Origin of the sequence: Micromonospora sp. FIMYZ51 (assembly GCF_038246755.1) — a bacterium.
Classification (GTDB): domain Bacteria; phylum Actinomycetota; class Actinomycetes; order Mycobacteriales; family Micromonosporaceae; genus Micromonospora.
Window position 1 is genome coordinate 5895683 of record NZ_CP134706.1, and the last position, 16450, is coordinate 5912132.

Here is a 16450-nt window from a genome sequence, read left to right on the forward strand (position 1 = left end):
CGGCCGACGCCCGCGCCCGGCGGAAACCGGACGCGGGCGTCGAACGAGGAGCTACTTGGCCTTCTTGGCCTGAACCTTGGCGTACTTCTGCTGGAACTTCGCGACCCGCCCAGCGGTGTCCAGGACGCGCTGCTTGCCGGTGTAGAACGGGTGGCAGGCGCTACAGGTCTCGACGTGGATCGAGCCGCCCTTGGCGGTGCTGCGGGTGGTGAAGGTGTTGCCGCAGGAGCAGGTGACGTCGGTGGTCACGTACTCCGGGTGGATGTTGGGCTTCATGTCGCCTCGGTCCTCTCGTGATGGTCGCCGGGTCGCCCTCGCGCACCAGGCGCGCTGATCAGGGCGTGAACCGGAACCGGTGGCCGATTGACCAGTCTGCCATGGGCCGGGGCCGACCCCGGAGGCGGCCCGCACCGGACTGGTCGCCGGTAGCAACATCGGGCCGTCCGTCAGCATTCCCGCCGCCCGGCGGGAGCATTCCTGGTACGCCGAGGGGCGTGGCCGATGTCGGCCACGCCCCTCGGTCGATCGTCGTCGGGAGAGCTCACTCCCCCGGCGTCGACTTGGCGATCTGCATCAGGAACTCGATGTTCGTCCGGGACTGCTTGAGCCGGTCCAGCAGGAGGTCGAGCGATGCCTGCGAGTCCAGCGAGTGCAGCACCTTGCGGAGCTTGTGCACGATGGCCAGCTCCTCCGGCGCGAGCAGGATCTCCTCCTTGCGGGTGCCGGACGCGCTGACATCCACGGCCGGGAAGGTCCGCTTGTCGGCGATCTTCCGGTCCAGCTTCAGCTCCGCGTTACCGGTGCCCTTGAACTCCTCGAAGATGACCGTGTCCGCCATCGAACCGGTCTCCACAAGCGCGGTGGCGAGAATGGTGAGCGAACCGCCGTTCTCGATGTTGCGGGCCGCGCCGAGGAAACGCTTCGGCGGGTAGAGCGCGGTGGAGTCGATACCACCCGACATGATCCGGCCGCTGGCCGGCGCCGCCAGGTTGTACGACCGACCGAGCCGGGTCACCGAGTCGAGCAGTACGACCACGTCGTGGCCCAGCTCGACCAGGCGCTTGGCCCGCTCGATGGCCAGTTCGGCGACGGTGGTGTGGTCCTGCGGCGGACGGTCGAACGTGGCCGCGATGACCTCGCCCTTCACCGACCGCTGCATGTCGGTGACCTCTTCGGGTCGCTCGTCCACAAGCACCACCATCAGGTGGCACTCCGGGTTGTTGTGCGTGATCGCGTTCGCGATCGCCTGGAGCACCATGGTCTTACCGGCCTTCGGCGGCGAGACGATAAGCGCCCGCTGGCCCTTGCCGATCGGCATGACCAGGTCGATCACCCGGGTGGTGAGGATGTGCGGCTCGGTCTCCAACCGCAACCGCTCCTGCGGGTAGAGCGGGGTGAGCTTGTAGAACTCCGGCCGCCGCTTCGCCTCGTCCGGCTCCATCCCGTTGATGGTGTCCAGCCGGACCAGCGGGTTGTACTTGTCCCGCCGCTGCTCACCGTCGCGGGCCGCGCGGACCGCGCCGGTGATCGCGTCACCCCGCCGCAGGCCGTACTTCTTGATCTGGGACATCGACACGTACACGTCGTTCGGCCCGGCCAGGTAGCCGGTGGTCCGGACGAAGGCATAGTTGTCGAGCACGTCCACGATGCCGGCCACGGGGACCAGCACATCGTCCTCGCCGACCTGCGGCTCGCGGCCGCTGTCGCCACCGGACTCGCTGCGGTCGCCACGACCACGGCGACGGTCCCGGAAGCGGCTGCGCCGGCTACGCCGACCGCCGCCGTCACCGTCGTCATCACCGTCGTTGTCCCGCTCGGCCCGCTGCCCGCGCTCGTTACGGTCACCCCGGTCACCCCGGTCACCGCGTTCGTTACGGTCGCCCCGCTCGGCGCGGTCGCCGCGCTCGTTACGCTCGGCCCGCTCGCCCCGGTCGCCGCGCTCGTTACGGTCGGTGCGCTCAGCCCGCTCGCCCCGCTCGTTACGGTCGGTGCGCTCAGCCCGCTCGCCCCGCTCGTTACGGTCGGTGCGCTCGGCCCGGTCGGCACGCTCGTTCCGGTCGGCCCGGTCCGCCCGCTCACCACGCTCGGCGCGGTCGGCACGCTCGGCGCGCTCCTCACGCTCCGCCCGGTCACTCCGCTCGGCGCGATCACGGCCCGTACGGCCCTCGGCCCGCTCGCCGGACTCGGCGGCGGCCTCCTCGGCGCGGGGCTCAGCCGCCGCAGCTGCCCGGCTGCGCCGGGTCCGGGTGGTACGCACCTCGGTCTCGGTGCCCGCCGCCGGCTGCTCGGCGCCACGCCGTTCGGCCTGCGGCTGCTCAGCCGTGTCGCGTACCTCCGCGTGGACCTCCTCGCGGACCGGGGCGGCGGCCGCCGCGACCTCGGCCCGTGGTCGAGGGGCCCCGGCGGCGCTGCCCTGCCGCTCGGTGATCGCGCTGATCAGCTCGCCTTTGCGCATGCGAGCCGTACCAGAGATGCCGAGCGACGCGGCCAGGCTCTGCAACTCCGGCAGCAGCATCGCCGACAGGCCGGTGCCGCTGCGCCGGCGGCGGGCAGGGGCAGCGGTGGTGGCATCGCCAGCGACGTTGGAAACATCCGACGTCACGTCGGTGGTGTCGCTCAATGGATTCCTTCCCTCGATAGGCCGGGACTGCCCGGTGTCGAAATCAGGTGGCCGGGCGGCCTCGGTGCACCCGCCTCGCATGACGCTATGCGGGAGTCTGTGACACAGCAGCCGGTCGGTCGCCCGACCCACCAGGAGACCGGTGAGCGGGTTTCGCCGTCTGCGGCGACCGGTGAAGACTGCGGTGCGGCGTGGGCCTAGGCAGGGATGACGGGCTTACCGCCGAAAGCTTCGGGGGTGCGCCGACCCGCAGGAGATCGCATGCTTCGCGGCTGTGCTAGGTCTAGAGCGTAATCAACTCTTCCGACCTGCGGCAACAGGGTCCCGCTCCGCGTGTCCGAGTCTACCCTGCCCGACCTGGGCACCGGGTACGTCTATCGCCAACCGCAGGACTTCCCAATTTGTTCCCGGATCGAAGCCTTCGGGCAGCTCAGACAGGGCGAGCACGGTCGGCCCGGCCCCGCTGACCACGGCGGCCACACCAGCCTCACGAAGCTGCCCGACCAGGGCTGCGGTGGCGGGCATCCCGGATGCGCGGTAGTCCTGATGCAGCCGGTCGACCGTGGCCGGCAGCAACAGCGCCGGCTGTGCGGTAAGCGCGTGCACCAACAGGGCCGCCCGGCCGGCGGTCAACGCGGCGTCGGCGTGCGGCACGGTGGCCGGCAGGGCCGCCCGGGCGGCGGCGGTCAGGCCACGCTCGGCGGGAACCAGGACCGTGGGGCGTACGCCGTCGGCCACCGGCAACGACACGGCCCGCGCGCCGGCCGGTTCCGTCCAGGCCACCGTGAAGCCGCCGAGCAGGCAGGGCGCCACGTTGTCGGGGTGCCCCTCGATCCGCGCGGCCAACCGCAGCGCGTCCTGCTCGTCGAGCCGCTGCACCCCGTCCGTGACCAGCGACCGGGCCAGCAGCACCCCGGCGACGATGGCCGCCGACGAGGACCCGAGGCCACGAGCCTGCGGAATCCGGTTCACGCACTCCACCGCCAGCCCCGACGGCTGCCCGCCGAGTTCGTCGAAGGCCGCCCGCATGGCGCGTACCACCAGGTGCCCGTCGTCCAGCGGCAGGTCACCGGCGCCCTCACCGACCACCGAGACGGTCACGCCGCTCGTGGTCACCTCGGCGGCCACGTCGTCGTAGAGCGCGAGGGCGAGCCCCAGCGCGTCGAAGCCGGGGCCCAGGTTCGCACTGGTGGCGGGGACCCGGACCCGGACCGGGCCGGCGGCGAATGTGGTCGGCACGTCGCCCATGCTAGGGCTCCACCGGGGACGTCCGGCGCGCGGTCCGTCCCCTGGGACGCGTGCCGTGCCTGAGCACGCTTGCCCACAGGCTCTAGAGTCTGGCCCGGTCGACGGCTTCGGGAGGACTGCGTGAAGGACTTCGGTTATCTGCTGGTGCAGCTGGCGCTGCAACTGCCCACGCTTGTGGTGCTTATCGTCGGAGGTGCGCTGGCGGCGTCCGCCCGGGGCCGGCTACCACGGGCAGCCCGCCGCCTGCTGGTGGCCGGGCTCGCCGTCCTGCTGGTCGTCACGCTGATCAGCACCGTGTGGTCGGTCACACTGCCCTGGACGGCCGACGGCGGCGCCCAACGGCTCGGCGCGCTGTCCATGCTCGTCGGAGTGGTCCACGCGTTGCTCTTCCCGGTCGGGGTCGGGCTGCTGATCGCGGCCGCGTCGGCCGGCCGCCGGACCGGGTCGGCACCCGGCCCGGCCGTCCCCAGCGCCCCCGCAGCCTGGGGCCCGCCGGCCGATCCGCACCTGTCTCCCACCGGCACCCACTAGCGCGACGGGGCCTAGCGAGTTCCGGTCTCGGCGACGGCCGGTGTCACGGCGGCGAGCGAGAGTCGCCGGGTGGCGATCCGCCAGCCGATCGCGTAGACCAGGGTGACCAGGCCACAACCGGCCAGCACCACCCGCTCGTCCACCAGGTCCACCACCCCCGCGACCACCAGCTGGCTGACCGAGATCGCCAGGGTCGCCAGCATCATGTCGGTGGCGAAGACCCGTCCCCGTAACCGGTCCGGCACCTGCCCCTGCAACGCGAAGTTCGACATCACCCAGTTGCTGCCACCGGCGAAGTGCGCCACGAAGACCAGGACCAGCACCAGCCAGAACCAGGGCGCCACCGAGGCACCGAGGTAGGCCAGCCCGTACGCCGACATGGACAACGCCAGCCCCGGCAGCAGCCAGGCCCGATTGGTCAACACCCGGCGCATCAGGATCGGGCCGAACAGGGCACCCGCGCCGCGTACCGCAAAGAGCAGGCCGGCACCCACCGGACCGACCGCGTACACCCCGGCGAGCAGCGGAAAGACGGTGAGTACGCCGTTGCCCAGGCCGACCGCCGACTTCACCGTCACCAACGCCAGCACCGGCGGGCGGTGCCCGATGTAGCCAAGTGCCTCGCGGATCGCGGCCCAGGTCTGTGGCGTCGCGGCGCCCCGCTCCCGCGGTGCCTGCAACGGCCGGCGGATGCGCGTGGCCAGGCCCGCCGCGCCGATCAGGGCCACCGCGCCGACCCAGAAGCAGACGTACGGCCCGACGGCGGCGCTGAGCACGCCGCCGAGCGACGCGCCGACGATTGTCATCGTGCCCCAGGCCGACCCCGCCACCGCGTTACCCGCGGCCAGTTCCGCCGGGTCGAGCACGTTGGGCAGCGCGGCCTGGGCAGCCGGCGAGTAGAACGCCTTCGCCACCGCGACCACCCCGATGCCGAGCATCGCCAGCCAGGCGGTGTCGGCGCTGCGCACGCCGAGCAGCAGCAGTACGCCGACCAGCGCGGCGACGTTCGCCACCATCATGATCTTGCGACGGTCGAAACGGTCCGCGATGGTGCCGGTGTACGGCAGCAGCAGCGCCACGATGCCGGTGTCCACGGCGAGCACCAGGGCACCCCACACGCCGCTGCCGGTCAGTTTCGGCAGCAGCACCAGCAGCGGCACCATGACGAACCAGTCGGCACCGAACATCACCAGTTGGGCCAGGAACAGGTTGCGGAAGTTCCGGTTACCGGTGAGCACGGAGCGGGTGGACGCCACGGAGCCGAACCATACCTGGCGACCGGCGGCGGTCGAATCCCAGCTGGGACGGCAGCTTGGCAGGGCGACGCCCCCGGCGGGCCGGGACCCACCGAGGGCGTCGGGTCACCCGCTCAGCTGTTGGGCGGGAAGGGCGACTGGCGACTCTTCGGCAGCCGGAGCACCTCGAACTGGTCGGTGCCGTCCACCAACGCACCCGAGGGTGCCGGCGGCACCGGTCGGCTCTGCGGCGCACCGTCTCCGGTCGGCGTCGGCTCGGCCGCGGCCGGCTCGGCACCGGCCTGCTCCGGGTCGACCGGGGCGTCCTGCCGCTCGTCGGCGGAGCGCGGCTGGCGCCGGCCCCGCAGCGCCTGCTTGGTGTCCTCCACCATCGCGTAAAGCGTCGGCACCAGGATCAGGGTGAGCAGGGTGGAGCTGATCAGCCCGCCGATCACCACGATCGCCAGCGGCCGGGAGATGAAGCCGCCCTCGCCGGTGAGCCCGAAGGCCATCGGCGTCAACGCGAAGATGGTGGCGATGGCGGTCATCAGGATCGGGCGTAGCCGGTGCCGGCCACCCTCGACCACCGCTTCCCGCACCCCGAGCCCCTGGGCCCGGTACTGGTTGACCAGGTCCAGCAGCACGATCGCGTTGGTCACCACGATGCCGACAAGCATCAGCACGCCGATCAGCGCCGGCACGCTCAGCGCGGTGCCGGTGACCAGCAGCAGGGCGACCGCGCCGGTGGCCGCGAACGGGATGGAGACCAGCAGGATCAACGCCTGCACCACGCTGCGGAAGGTCGCCATCATGATCAGGAACACGATCGCGATCGCGGCCAGCACCGCCAGACCCAGGTCGGCGAAGGTTTCCCGTTGTTCTTCGCTGACCCCGCCGAGGGTGAGCGTGGCACCCGGCACGTCGATCGCGTCGAGCCGGCTCTGCAACTCGGTGCTGATCGCGCCGAGGTCGGAGCCGGTGACCGTACCGGTCACCGAGGCGCTGCGCTCACCGTCGATCCGCCGGACCTGCTGCGGTCCCTCGGTCTCGGTGACCTGGGCGATGGCGTCCAGCCGCACCGGGCCGACCGGCAGCGCCTTCAACTCCTCCACCGTCACCGGCGGCTGCGCCGACAGCCGCAGCACGATGTCCCGCCGGTCGCCGTCCAGGCTGACCTGACCCACCGGCGTACCGCGGAACGCCTGCCCCACCAGCTCGCCGACCGCAGCCTCGGTGAGCCCGGCCCGGCTGGCGGCGATCCGGTCGACGGTCACGTCGATCCGTGGCACCCGGTCGGCCAGGGTGGTCGACACGTCCTCGACCCCTCCGATACCGGCAAGTGCCGCCTGGGCCTGCTCCGTGGCGCGGGCCAGCGCCTCCGGGTCGGCGGCCCGGACCACCACCGCCAACTCGTTTGCGGCGGCGCCACCCTGACCCGCCGGGAAGGTGATCTCACCGGCCGCCGGTCCGAGCTGCGCCAATCGTTCCCGCAGGATGCCGCGCATCTCGGTGGCGTCGGTGTCGCCACCGAGCCGCAGCGCGTAGCTGGCCACGTTGTTGCCGGCGCTGCCGGCCCACGGGTTGTCTCCGCCCCCGGCGGTCACCTGGTACGACTGGATGCCCGGGGTCTCCGCCAGCACCGCCTCGACGCGGCGGGCCGCGGCGTCGGTACCGGCCAGCCCGGTACCGACCGGCAACTCCTGCCGGATGTTGAGCGTGTCCTGACCGGAGTCGTCGAGGAAGTTCGTCTCCAACTGGCGGGCCAGGCCGAAGGTGCCGAAGAGCACCAGCAGGCCGGCGGCCAGGGTCGCCCAGCGGTACGCCCGCCGCCCGGTGGCGAACCGGATGATCGGCAGGTACGCCCGCTGCAACGGGCTGCGCAGCTCGCGCTCCTCGGCGGCCCGGCGGATCGCGGCCCCGTCGGCCCCGGTCACCGGCTTGAGGAACCAGTACGCGAGCACCGGCACCACCGTCAGCGAGACCAGCAGCGAGGCGAGCAACGCCACGGTGACGGTGATCGCGAACGGCGCGAACAGCTGGCCGACGAAGCCGCCGACCAGGGCGATGGGTGCGAAGACGGCCACCGTGGTGAGGGTGGACGCGGTGACCGCCCCGGCCACCTCGCGGACGGCGGTGAGGATCGCCTCCCGCTTCGACCCGCCGTACGTCAGATGGCGTTTGATGTTCTCCAGCACGACGATCGAGTCGTCCACCACCCGGCCGACCGCGACGGTCAACGCGCCGAGGGTGAGCAGGTTGAGCGAGTAGTCGCCGATCCAGAGCGCGAGCAGTGCCACCACCACGGACAGTGGAATGGAAACCGCGGTGACCACCGTGGAGCGCACCGAGAGCAGGAACACCAGGATGACCACCACGGCCATGATCAGACCCAGCAGGCCCTCGGTGCTCAGCGTCTTGATGGACTTCTCCACGAAGGGGGCCTGGTCGAGCACGACGGTCAGCTCGGTGCCGGTGGCCTCGCGTAGCTCGGCGAGCCGGTCGGTGACCGCGTGCGAGATCTCCACGGCGTTGCCGTCCGGGTCCGCGGTGACCGCGATGCCCAGACTCTCCTCGCCGTTGGTGCGGGTGATCGCGGTGGGTGGGGCGAGCTGTTCGGAGACCGTGGCCACGTCGCCGAGGAGCACCGGGCCGGCCCTGCGGTTCGGCGGCGGCCCGACGACGATCGCCCGCAGCTCGTCAAGTGTGGTCAGCGGGGCACCGACCTGCACCGGCAGGGTGCGCTCGCCGTCGACCACGGCACCGGCCGGCACCGTCACCCCGTTGGCCCGCAACGCCGTGCCGATCGCGGTCGGCTGCACCTTCGCCCGCGCCAGCTTGGCCGGATCCGGCGTGATCACCACAAGGTCGTCCCGGACGCCGGTCAGCTCGACGCTGCGGACGCCCTCGATCGCCGCCAGCTCCGGCACCACCGTGTCCCGCAGCTTGCCGGCCAGGGCACGCGCGTCGGCACCGCCGCCGGTCGCGGCCAGGACCACCGCGGGCAGGTCGTCGGTGCTGCCGGCGAGCACCTGCGGCTCGACGCCGTCGGGCAGCCGGGTGCGGTTCAATGCGTTCTGCATCTTGTTGACCACGTCGTCCAGGTCGGTGCCGAACTCGTACTGGACGGTGATCGTGGTGAGGCCCTCGCGAGAGGTGGAGGTGACCGTGTCGAGCGCGGGAATTCCCCGCAGGCTGTTCTCGATCGGCTCGGTCACCTGCGCCTCGACGACCTCCGGCGCGGCGCCGGGGTACGAGGCCACGATGAAGGCGGCGGGGAACTCCAGCGACGGCAGGAGTTGCTGCTTCAGCGACGGCACGGCGTACGCACCGAACGCCGTGGTCACCACCGCGATGAGGGCTACCAGCCCCCGGTTGGCGAGGCTGAATCTGGCGAGCAGCGACATCGGCGTGGCTCACTCCTGAAGGAGACGGACCTAGGGTACGAGCAGTGTGCCCGACCCGGTTCGCCCACCGGTTTCCGGGGCAGTGCCGATCCGTAACGACGCCACCAGATCCCGCCCCACCCGGTTGATCATGAGGTTAGCGGCAGTTGTTGATCTTCAAACTGCCGCTAACCTCATGATCAACCGGGTGAGGGTGGGGTGGGGGTGGGGGTGGGGGTGGGGGTCAGGTTAGGTCTAGGGAGCGGGCGGCGGCGAGCGGGTCGTTGGCGATGGTGACCGGGGTCGGGGCGGTGGAGATCGCCCATTCCGGATCCTTCAGGCCGTGCCCGGTGACCGTGCAGACCACTGTGGAGCCGGCCGGCACCCGACCGGCCGCGGCCTGCTGGAGCAGCCCCGCCACGCTGGCTGCGCTGCCCAGTTCCACGAAGACACCGACCTCGCGGGCCAGCAGCCGGTACGCGGCGAGGATCTCCCGGTCGGTGACCGCGTCGATCAGACCGCCGGAGGCGTCCCGGGCATCCAGCGCCTTGGTCCAGCTCGCCGGGTTGCCGATCCGGATGGCGGTGGCGATGGTGGACGGCTCGGCGACCACCTGACCGGTGACGATCGGCGCGGCACCGGAGGCCTGGAAGCCGTACATCTTCGGGGTGCGGCTGGCGTTGCCGGCGGCGGCGTCCTCGGTGTAGCCCATCCAGTAGGCGGTGATGTTGCCGGCGTTGCCCACCGGCAGGCAGTGGATGTCAGGCGCGTCACCGAGCGCCTCGACGATCTCGAACGCCGCCGTCTTCTGGCCGTGCAACCGGTCGATGTTCACCGAGTTGACCAGGGCCACCGGGTAATCCTGGGAGAGCTTGGCGGCCAAGGCCAGGCAGTCGTCGAAGTTGCCGTTGATCTGGAGCAGCTTGGCACCGTGCACCAGCGCCTGAGCCAGTTTGCCCAGCGCGATCTTGCCCTGCGGCACCAGCACGGCGCAGGTCACCCCGGCCCGGGCCGCGTACGCGGCGGCGGAGGCGCTGGTGTTGCCGGTGGATGCGCAGATGATCGCCTTGTTGCCGGCCTCGACCGCCTTGGAGACCGCCATCGTCATGCCACGGTCCTTGAACGAGCCGGTCGGGTTCGCACCCTCCACCTTGAGGTAGACGTCGCAGCCGAGCCGGGCGGAGAGCACCGGTGCGGGCAGCAACGGGGTGTTCCCCTCGTGCAGGGTGACGACGGGCGTGGCCGCGGTGACCGGCAGCCGGTCCCGGTAGGCGTCGATCAGGCCCCGCCACATGTCGCTCTCCTCGTCTGTGTCCCGTCCGGGTCACCATCAGCCTCGCGTAGCCCGGCGGACCGCGTCCCGCCGCACCCTCGCGCACCCATCTGGCGGGACACCGGATCCCGCCGCACCAGCCGATCAGCTGCGGTCAGAGACCGCCCTCGACCCGCAGCACGCTCGCCACCGACCGGACGATGTCCAGGCCCCGCAGCTCCTGGACGGTCGCGGCGAGTGCCGCGTCCGGCGCCACATGAGTCACGATCACCAGTACGGCGTCGCCGTTGCCGCCGCCCGACGGGCCCTGTCGCACCGTGGCGATGGAGACGTCGTGCCGGGCGAAGACGCCGGCCACCGCCTCCAGCACACCCGGCCGGTCGGCCACGTCGAGGCTGATGTGATAGCGGGTGAGCGCCTCCCCCATCGGCCGGACCGGCAGGGCCGCGTACGCGGACTCGCTGGCCACCCGGACCCCGGCGAGCCGGTTGCGGGCCACCGCCACCACGTCGCCGAGCACCGCGCTGGCGGTCGGCGCACCACCCGCGCCCCGCCCGTAGAACATCAGCTGCCCGGCCGCCTCCGCCTCGACGAAGACCGCGTTGAACGCGTCGCCGACGCTGGCCAGCGGATGGGTCAGCGGGATCATCGCCGGGTGCACCCGGACACTCACCGTTTCCCGGCCCTGACCGTCCGCGCCCCGGGCCGCGATGCAGAGCAGCTTGATCGTGCAGCCCATCGCCTTCGCGCTGGCCATGTCGGCCGCGGTGACCTCGGTGATGCCCTCCCGGTGCACGTCGGCCGCGCCGACCCGGGTGTGGAAGGCAAGCGAGGCGAGAATGGCCGCCTTGGCCGCCGCGTCGAAGCCCTCCACGTCCGCGGTCGGGTCGGCCTCGGCGTACCCCAGCTCGGTTGCCTCCTCCAGCGCCTCGGCGAAGCCGGCGCCGGTGGCGTGCATGGCGGAGAGAATGAAGTTCGTGGTGCCGTTGACGATGCCGGTGACCTGGGTGATCCGGTCGCCGTGCAGCGACTCGCGCAGCGGGCGCAGCAGCGGGATGGCCCCGGCCACCGAGGCCTCGTAGTAGAGGTCGCCGCCGCCCTCGGCCGCCGCGTCGTGCAGCGCGCCGCCGTCCTCGGCGAGCAGGGCCTTGTTGGCGGTGACCACGCTCTTGCCCGCCCGCAGCGCCTCCACCAGCCAGCCGCGCGCCGGCTCGATCCCGCCGATCACCTCGACCACCACGTCCACGTCGTCGCGCTTGATCAGCCCGAGCGCGTCGGTGGTGAACAGGCCCGGGTCCACCGGCAGGTCGCCGCGGTCGCGCCCGAGCCGGCGTACGGCGATGCCGGCGATCTCCAGCGGCGCACCGATCCGGGCGGCGAGGTCCGCCGACTGCTCATTCAGCAGCCGGACCACCTCGGCACCCACGGTGCCGCAACCGAGCAGGGCCAGGCGCACAGGTGACTTCATCCAACATCCAATGCCAGCAGGTCCTCTTCAGTCTCCCGTCGAACGATCAGCCGAGCTTGGCCGTTACTTACCGCGACCACCGGGGGGCGGGGTACATGGTTGTAGTTGCTGGCCATGCTGCGACAGTAGGCACCCGTGCCGGGTACCGCGACAAGATCTCCGGGCTGCACGTCGGCGGGCAGGAATTCATCCTTCACCACGATGTCCCCGGACTCACAATGCTTTCCCACCACGCGGGCGAGCATCGGCTCCGCGACGCTGGCCCGGGAGGCCAGGGTGGCCGAGTAGGAGGCGTCGTAGAGGGCCGTGCGGATGTTGTCGCTCATCCCGCCGTCGACACTCACGTACGTGCGGATGCCATCGACATCCTTGATCGTACCCACCTGGTAGAGGGTGAACACGGCCGGGCCGACGATCGCCCGGCCGGGCTCGATGGAGAGCTGCGGCACAGCCAGCCGCTCCGCCGCGCACTCCGAATCCACGATCTTGCGCAGCCGCTTGGCCAGGTCGTGCGGGGTCGAGGGGTCGTCCTGCGTGGTGTACGCGATGCCGAAGCCGCCGCCGAGGTCCAGCTCGGGCAGCTCCACGCCCCGGGCGTCCCGGATCTGCGCCTGAAGCGCCAGCACCCGGCGGGCGGAGACCTCGAAGCCGCTGGTGTCGAAGATCTGCGAGCCGATGTGCGAGTGCAGGCCGCGCAGTTCCAACACGTCCTCGTCGAGGATGCGCAGCGCGGCGGCGATGGCCACCCCGCCGGCCAGCGAGAACCCGAACTTCTGGTCCTCGTGGGCGGTGGCGATGAACTCGTGGGTGTGCGCCTCCACGCCGACGGTGACCCGGAGCAGCACCCGGGGACGTACGCCCCGTTCGCGGGCCAGCGCGGTGAGCCGGTCGATCTCGGTGAACGAGTCGACGATGATCCGGCCGACCCCGACGTCCAGCGCCCGGCCCAGTTCCGCCACGGACTTGTTGTTGCCGTGGAAACCGATCCGTTCCGGGGGCATCCCGCCGGCCAGCGCCACGGCCAGTTCGCCGCCGCTGCACACGTCGAGGAAGAGCCCCTCCTCGGCGATCATCCGGACCACCGCGCGGCAGAGGAACGCCTTGCCGGCGTAGTAGATGTCCTCGGTCGGGAAGGCGGCCCGGAAGTCCCGGCAGCGCGAGCGCAGGTCGTTCTCGTCAAGCACGTAGACCGGGGTGCCGAACTCGGCGGCCAGGTCGCGTACGTCCAGGCCCGCGACGACCAGGGCGCCGGCGTCGCCGCGCGTGGTGTTGCGCGGCCACAACTGCGGCGTCAGGGCGTTGACGTCAGCCGGGGTACGCAGCCAGGCCGGCCCCCGGTTGCCGAGGTCGCCGTGCAGGGCACCGGCCTCATGAGCGCGCATGTCTACATCCTCTCCGGTGCCGAGACGCCGAGCAGGCGCAGCCCGTTGGCGATCACGACCCGGGTGGCGTCGTTGAGCCAGAGCCGGGCCCGGTGCAGGTCGGTGACCTCCTCGTCACCCCGGGGCAGGATCCGGCAGTTGTCGTAGAACCGGTGGTACGCCCCGGCCAGGTCCTCCAGGTAGCGGGCGACCCGGTGCGGCTCGCGCAGCTCGGCGGCGGCAGCGACCACGGCCGGGAACTCGGCGAGCGCCTTGAGCAGCTCGTTCTCCTTGTCGTGGTCGAGCAGTTCGGGCCGGAAGGCGTCGGCGTCGCCCCGGGTCAGGCCGACCTCGGCGGCGTTGCGCCCGACGCTTGCCGTCCGGGCCGCCACGTACTGCACGTAGTAGACCGGATTGTCCCGGGTTGCCCGGGTCCACAGCTCGATGTCGATGTCGATCGGCGAGTCGGTGGAGTAGCGGGCCAGCGCGTACCGGGCGGCGTCCACCCCGATCGCGTCGACCAGGTCTTCCAGGGTCACCACGGTGCCGGCACGCTTGCTCATTCGCACCGGCGCACCGTCGCGCAGCAGGTTGACCAGCTGGCCGATGAGGATCTCCAGGGTGCGGTCGGGGTCGTCGCCGAAGCAGGCGGCCATCGCCTTCATCCGGCCGAGGTAGCCGTGATGGTCCGCGCCCAGCATGATCACGACACGGTCGAAGCCGCGTTCCCGCTTGTCCAGGTAATACGCGCAGTCCGCGGCGAAGTATGTCCACTCGCCGTTGGACTTGCGCAGTACCCGGTCCTTGTCGTCGCCGAAGTCGGTGGTCCGTAGCCAGGTGGCGCCATCGGCGTCGAAGACGTGCCCCTGCTCGCGCAGCCGGGTCAGGGCCAGCTCCAGCTCGCCCCGGTCGTGCAGGTCCTTCTCGTTGAAGTAGGTGTCGAACTCCACCCCGAAGTCGCGCAGCGAGGACTTGATCTCCTCGAACATCAGCGCGACGCCCTCGACCCGGAACACCTCCTGGGCGGCGGTGTCGGCCAGTTCCAGCACGTCCGGCCGGCGGGCGGTGACCTCGGCGGCGATCTCGCCGAGGTACGCGCCGCCGTAGCCGTCCTCCGGCGCCGGCTCGCCCTTGGCGGCGGCGAGCAGCGAGCGGGCGAATCGGTCGATCTGCGAACCGGCGTCGTTGAAGTAGTACTCCGTGCCGACCTGGGCACCGGTGGCCCGTAGCAGCCGGCTCAGCGCGTCGCCGACCGCCGCCCACCGGACCCCGCCGATGTGCACCGGGCCGGTCGGGTTCGCCGAGACGAACTCCAGGTTGATCTTCAGGCCGGCGAGCCGGTCGCCCCGGCCGTACTCCGCGCCGGTCTCGACGATCGTCCGGGCGAGCTGGCCGGCGGCGGCGGCGTCGAGCCGGATGTTCAGGAAGCCCGGCCCGGCGATCTCCACCGACTTGATCCCCGGCGTGCTGGCGAGCTGGGCGGCCAACGCGGCGGCCAGTTCCCGGGGCGGGACGCCCACCTTCTTGCTCAGCTGCAACGCAAGCGTGGCCGCGTAGTCGCCGTGCTCGGGGTTGCGGGGTCGCTCGACCGTCGTGTGCTCCGGCAGCGCGGAGCGGTCCAGCCCTCGGTCGGCGAAGACGGCGTGAGCGGCGGCGAGGACGGCTTCGGCGAGTTCTGCGGGAGTCACCGATCCATGTTATCGGGGGTAGACTCGGTCCCCGCGGCGGCGACCCGGCATCGGGGGCCGGGCCGCCGGATCCCCTGACCAACCGACCTGACGAGGACCGATGAGCATCAGCACCCCGGGCGGCCCGCAGCGCCGCCCGACCGTGGTCAGCACCGGCAAGAAGCCGGCGGCGGGTCGGCCGGCCGCCGGCGCCAAGGCTGGTTCCGGCAAGCCGGCGAACCCCCAGCGCTCCGGCGGCGGCGGCAAGGGGCCCCGCAAGCCGATCACCCCGGTCAAGGTCAGCCAGGGCCGGCCCTGGGGGCCGATCGCGCTCTTCGTCGCCGTGGGTGTGCTCGCCACCGCCATCATCGGGTACGGCGCCTGGGCGACCTTCAAGGGCAGCCAGTCCTGGCAGGACAAGGCGGCCGCGATCGAGGGCATCGTCAACTACCGCGAGACGGACCCGGAAGCCATCAGCAACCAGGAGCACCGGTCCGGCAAGCAGGAGTACGCGCAGAGCCCGCCGGTCGGCGGTCCGCACAACAACACCTGGCAGCGCTGCCTCGGCGACGTCTACGACTCGCCGATCGCCAGTGAGCACGCGCTGCACAGCCTGGAGCACGGCGCCGTCTGGCTCACCTACCGCCCGGACCTGCCCGCCGGCGACGTGGAGAAGCTGGCCAGCGTGATCCGCGGCAACGACTTCATGCTGATGAGCCCGTACGAGGGCCTCGACAAGCCGGTCTCCATCCAGGCCTGGGGTTACCAGCTCAAGGTCGACAACGCCGACGACCCGCGGATCAAGGAGTTCGCCACCACGCTGGCGCAGAACGCCTCGGTCGAGCCGGGCGCCACCTGCTCCGCCGGCAACTACACCACCGGCACCGGCACCGAGCCGCGCGAGCTCCAGCCGTCGATGGGTGGCTGACATGTCCACCGCCGTACAGGAGCCAGCGGCCGTGGAGGGCACCGGCGGGGCCCCGCCCCGCTCCGCCCGGACGCTGCGCTACCTGACCCTGGCCGTGGCGGCGCTGCTGCTGCTCGGCGTGGGTTGGACGGGCGCGACGCTGTTCGCTGGGCGTACCCCGGGCGAGGAGTCGGCCGAGGCCGGCTTCGCCCGGGACATGTCCCGCCACCACGCCCAGGCGGTGGAGATGGCCATGATCGGGTACGCCAACGGCCAGAATCCCGAGATCCGGCAGATCAGCTACGACATCGCCCTGACCCAGCAGGCCCAGGTCGGTCAGATGCAACGCTGGTTGCAGGAATGGGACCTGCTGCCGACCGGCTCCCGCCCGGCCATGGCGTGGATGCCCGACGGGGTGGGGGTGGACGAGAACGGGCTGATGCCCGGGATGGCCACCCGCGAGGAGATCGTCCAGCTGCGCGAGGCCCAGGGCGCCGAGGTCGACAGGCTCTTCCTGGAGCTGATGATCAAGCATCACATCGGCGGCGTCCACATGGCCGACGGGGTGCTCAAGGCCACCGACCGCCCCGAGGTGATCCGGATGGCCGAGGCGATGAAGCAGGCGCAGCAGAAGGAGATCAACGAGCTGCGCAAGCTCCAGCAGGCCGGCTGACCCGACCGCCGCCCGAGACGACCCGACGCCGCCCCGCTCACCACGAGCGGGGCGGCGTCCTCGTTGCCGCACAACGCCTTTAAG

General features: G+C 71.7%; 12 protein-coding genes. 3 read left to right on the plus strand and 9 right to left on the minus strand.

Translation table 11 applies throughout. The features are described from left to right. Positions 1-51: 51 nt before the first annotated feature. From rpmE to thrB, 3 genes are all read right to left on the minus strand, one after another. Complete coding sequence (rpmE, locus tag QQG74_RS26340) at positions 52-276, minus strand: 50S ribosomal protein L31 (RefSeq protein WP_091103487.1); 225 nt, start codon at positions 274-276, stop codon at positions 52-54. Positions 277-541: 265 nt separating this feature from the next. Then, entirely contained in the window at positions 542-2620 is a 2079-nt protein-coding gene (gene rho / locus QQG74_RS26345) for a transcription termination factor Rho (RefSeq protein ID WP_341717382.1), read from the minus strand. Positions 2621-2914: 294 nt separating this feature from the next. Next, positions 2915-3868: a homoserine kinase gene (gene thrB / locus QQG74_RS26350; RefSeq protein ID WP_341717383.1), complete on the minus strand. Its 954-nt coding sequence runs from the start codon at positions 3866-3868 to the stop codon at positions 2915-2917. A gap of 120 nt (positions 3869-3988) precedes the next feature. Between thrB and QQG74_RS26355 the strand changes: the two genes are divergently transcribed. Continuing rightward, positions 3989-4399 (plus strand): hypothetical protein, encoded by a 411-nt coding sequence (locus QQG74_RS26355; RefSeq protein WP_341717384.1) that lies wholly within the window; start codon positions 3989-3991, stop codon positions 4397-4399. Positions 4400-4410: 11 nt separating this feature from the next. On the opposite strand, the gene QQG74_RS26360 is transcribed toward QQG74_RS26355, so the two are convergent. From QQG74_RS26360 to argS, 6 genes are all read right to left on the minus strand, one after another. Continuing rightward, on the minus strand, positions 4411-5655 hold the full coding sequence (locus QQG74_RS26360; RefSeq protein WP_341717385.1) for an MFS transporter: 1245 nt from the start codon (positions 5653-5655) through the stop codon (positions 4411-4413). 113 nt (positions 5656-5768) lie between these two features. Then, complete coding sequence (locus tag QQG74_RS26365; protein WP_341717386.1) at positions 5769-9038, minus strand: efflux RND transporter permease subunit; 3270 nt, start codon at positions 9036-9038, stop codon at positions 5769-5771. Positions 9039-9261: 223 nt separating this feature from the next. Then, positions 9262-10311, minus strand: coding sequence for a threonine synthase (gene thrC / locus QQG74_RS26370; RefSeq protein ID WP_341717387.1), 1050 nt, complete (start codon positions 10309-10311; stop codon positions 9262-9264). A gap of 133 nt (positions 10312-10444) precedes the next feature. Beyond that, entirely contained in the window at positions 10445-11746 is a 1302-nt protein-coding gene (locus QQG74_RS26375) for a homoserine dehydrogenase (RefSeq protein WP_341721390.1), read from the minus strand. 8 nt (positions 11747-11754) lie between these two features. Beyond that, positions 11755-13140, minus strand: coding sequence for a diaminopimelate decarboxylase (gene lysA / locus QQG74_RS26380; RefSeq protein ID WP_341717388.1), 1386 nt, complete (start codon positions 13138-13140; stop codon positions 11755-11757). A 2-nt stretch (positions 13141-13142) separates the two neighbouring features. Next, positions 13143-14807 carry an arginine--tRNA ligase gene (argS, locus tag QQG74_RS26385; protein WP_341717389.1) on the minus strand — a complete coding sequence of 555 codons (1665 nt, stop codon included), beginning with the start codon at positions 14805-14807 and terminating at the stop codon, positions 13143-13145. A gap of 100 nt (positions 14808-14907) precedes the next feature. On the opposite strand from argS, the gene QQG74_RS26390 reads away from it, so the two are divergent. After that, positions 14908-15714: a DUF3105 domain-containing protein gene (locus QQG74_RS26390; protein ID WP_341717390.1), complete on the plus strand. Its 807-nt coding sequence runs from the start codon at positions 14908-14910 to the stop codon at positions 15712-15714. A gap of 1 nt (position 15715) precedes the next feature. Then, entirely contained in the window at positions 15716-16366 is a 651-nt protein-coding gene (locus QQG74_RS26395) for a DUF305 domain-containing protein (protein ID WP_341717391.1), read from the plus strand. The last annotated feature ends 84 nt before the right edge of the window (positions 16367-16450 follow it).

Coding starts and splice junctions, on each gene's coding strand:
- lysA (WP_341717388.1), bottom strand. CDS start 13,140: ATGCGCGCTCATGAGGCCGGTGCCCTGCACGGCGACCTCGGCAACCGG.
- rpmE (WP_091103487.1), bottom strand. CDS start 276: ATGAAGCCCAACATCCACCCGGAGTACGTGACCACCGACGTCACCTGC.
- QQG74_RS26365 (WP_341717386.1), bottom strand. CDS start 9,038: ATGTCGCTGCTCGCCAGATTCAGCCTCGCCAACCGGGGGCTGGTAGCC.
- QQG74_RS26395 (WP_341717391.1), top strand. CDS start 15,716: ATGTCCACCGCCGTACAGGAGCCAGCGGCCGTGGAGGGCACCGGCGGG.
- thrC (WP_341717387.1), bottom strand. CDS start 10,311: ATGTGGCGGGGCCTGATCGACGCCTACCGGGACCGGCTGCCGGTCACC.
- QQG74_RS26390 (WP_341717390.1), top strand. CDS start 14,908: ATGAGCATCAGCACCCCGGGCGGCCCGCAGCGCCGCCCGACCGTGGTC.
- thrB (WP_341717383.1), bottom strand. CDS start 3,868: ATGGGCGACGTGCCGACCACATTCGCCGCCGGCCCGGTCCGGGTCCGG.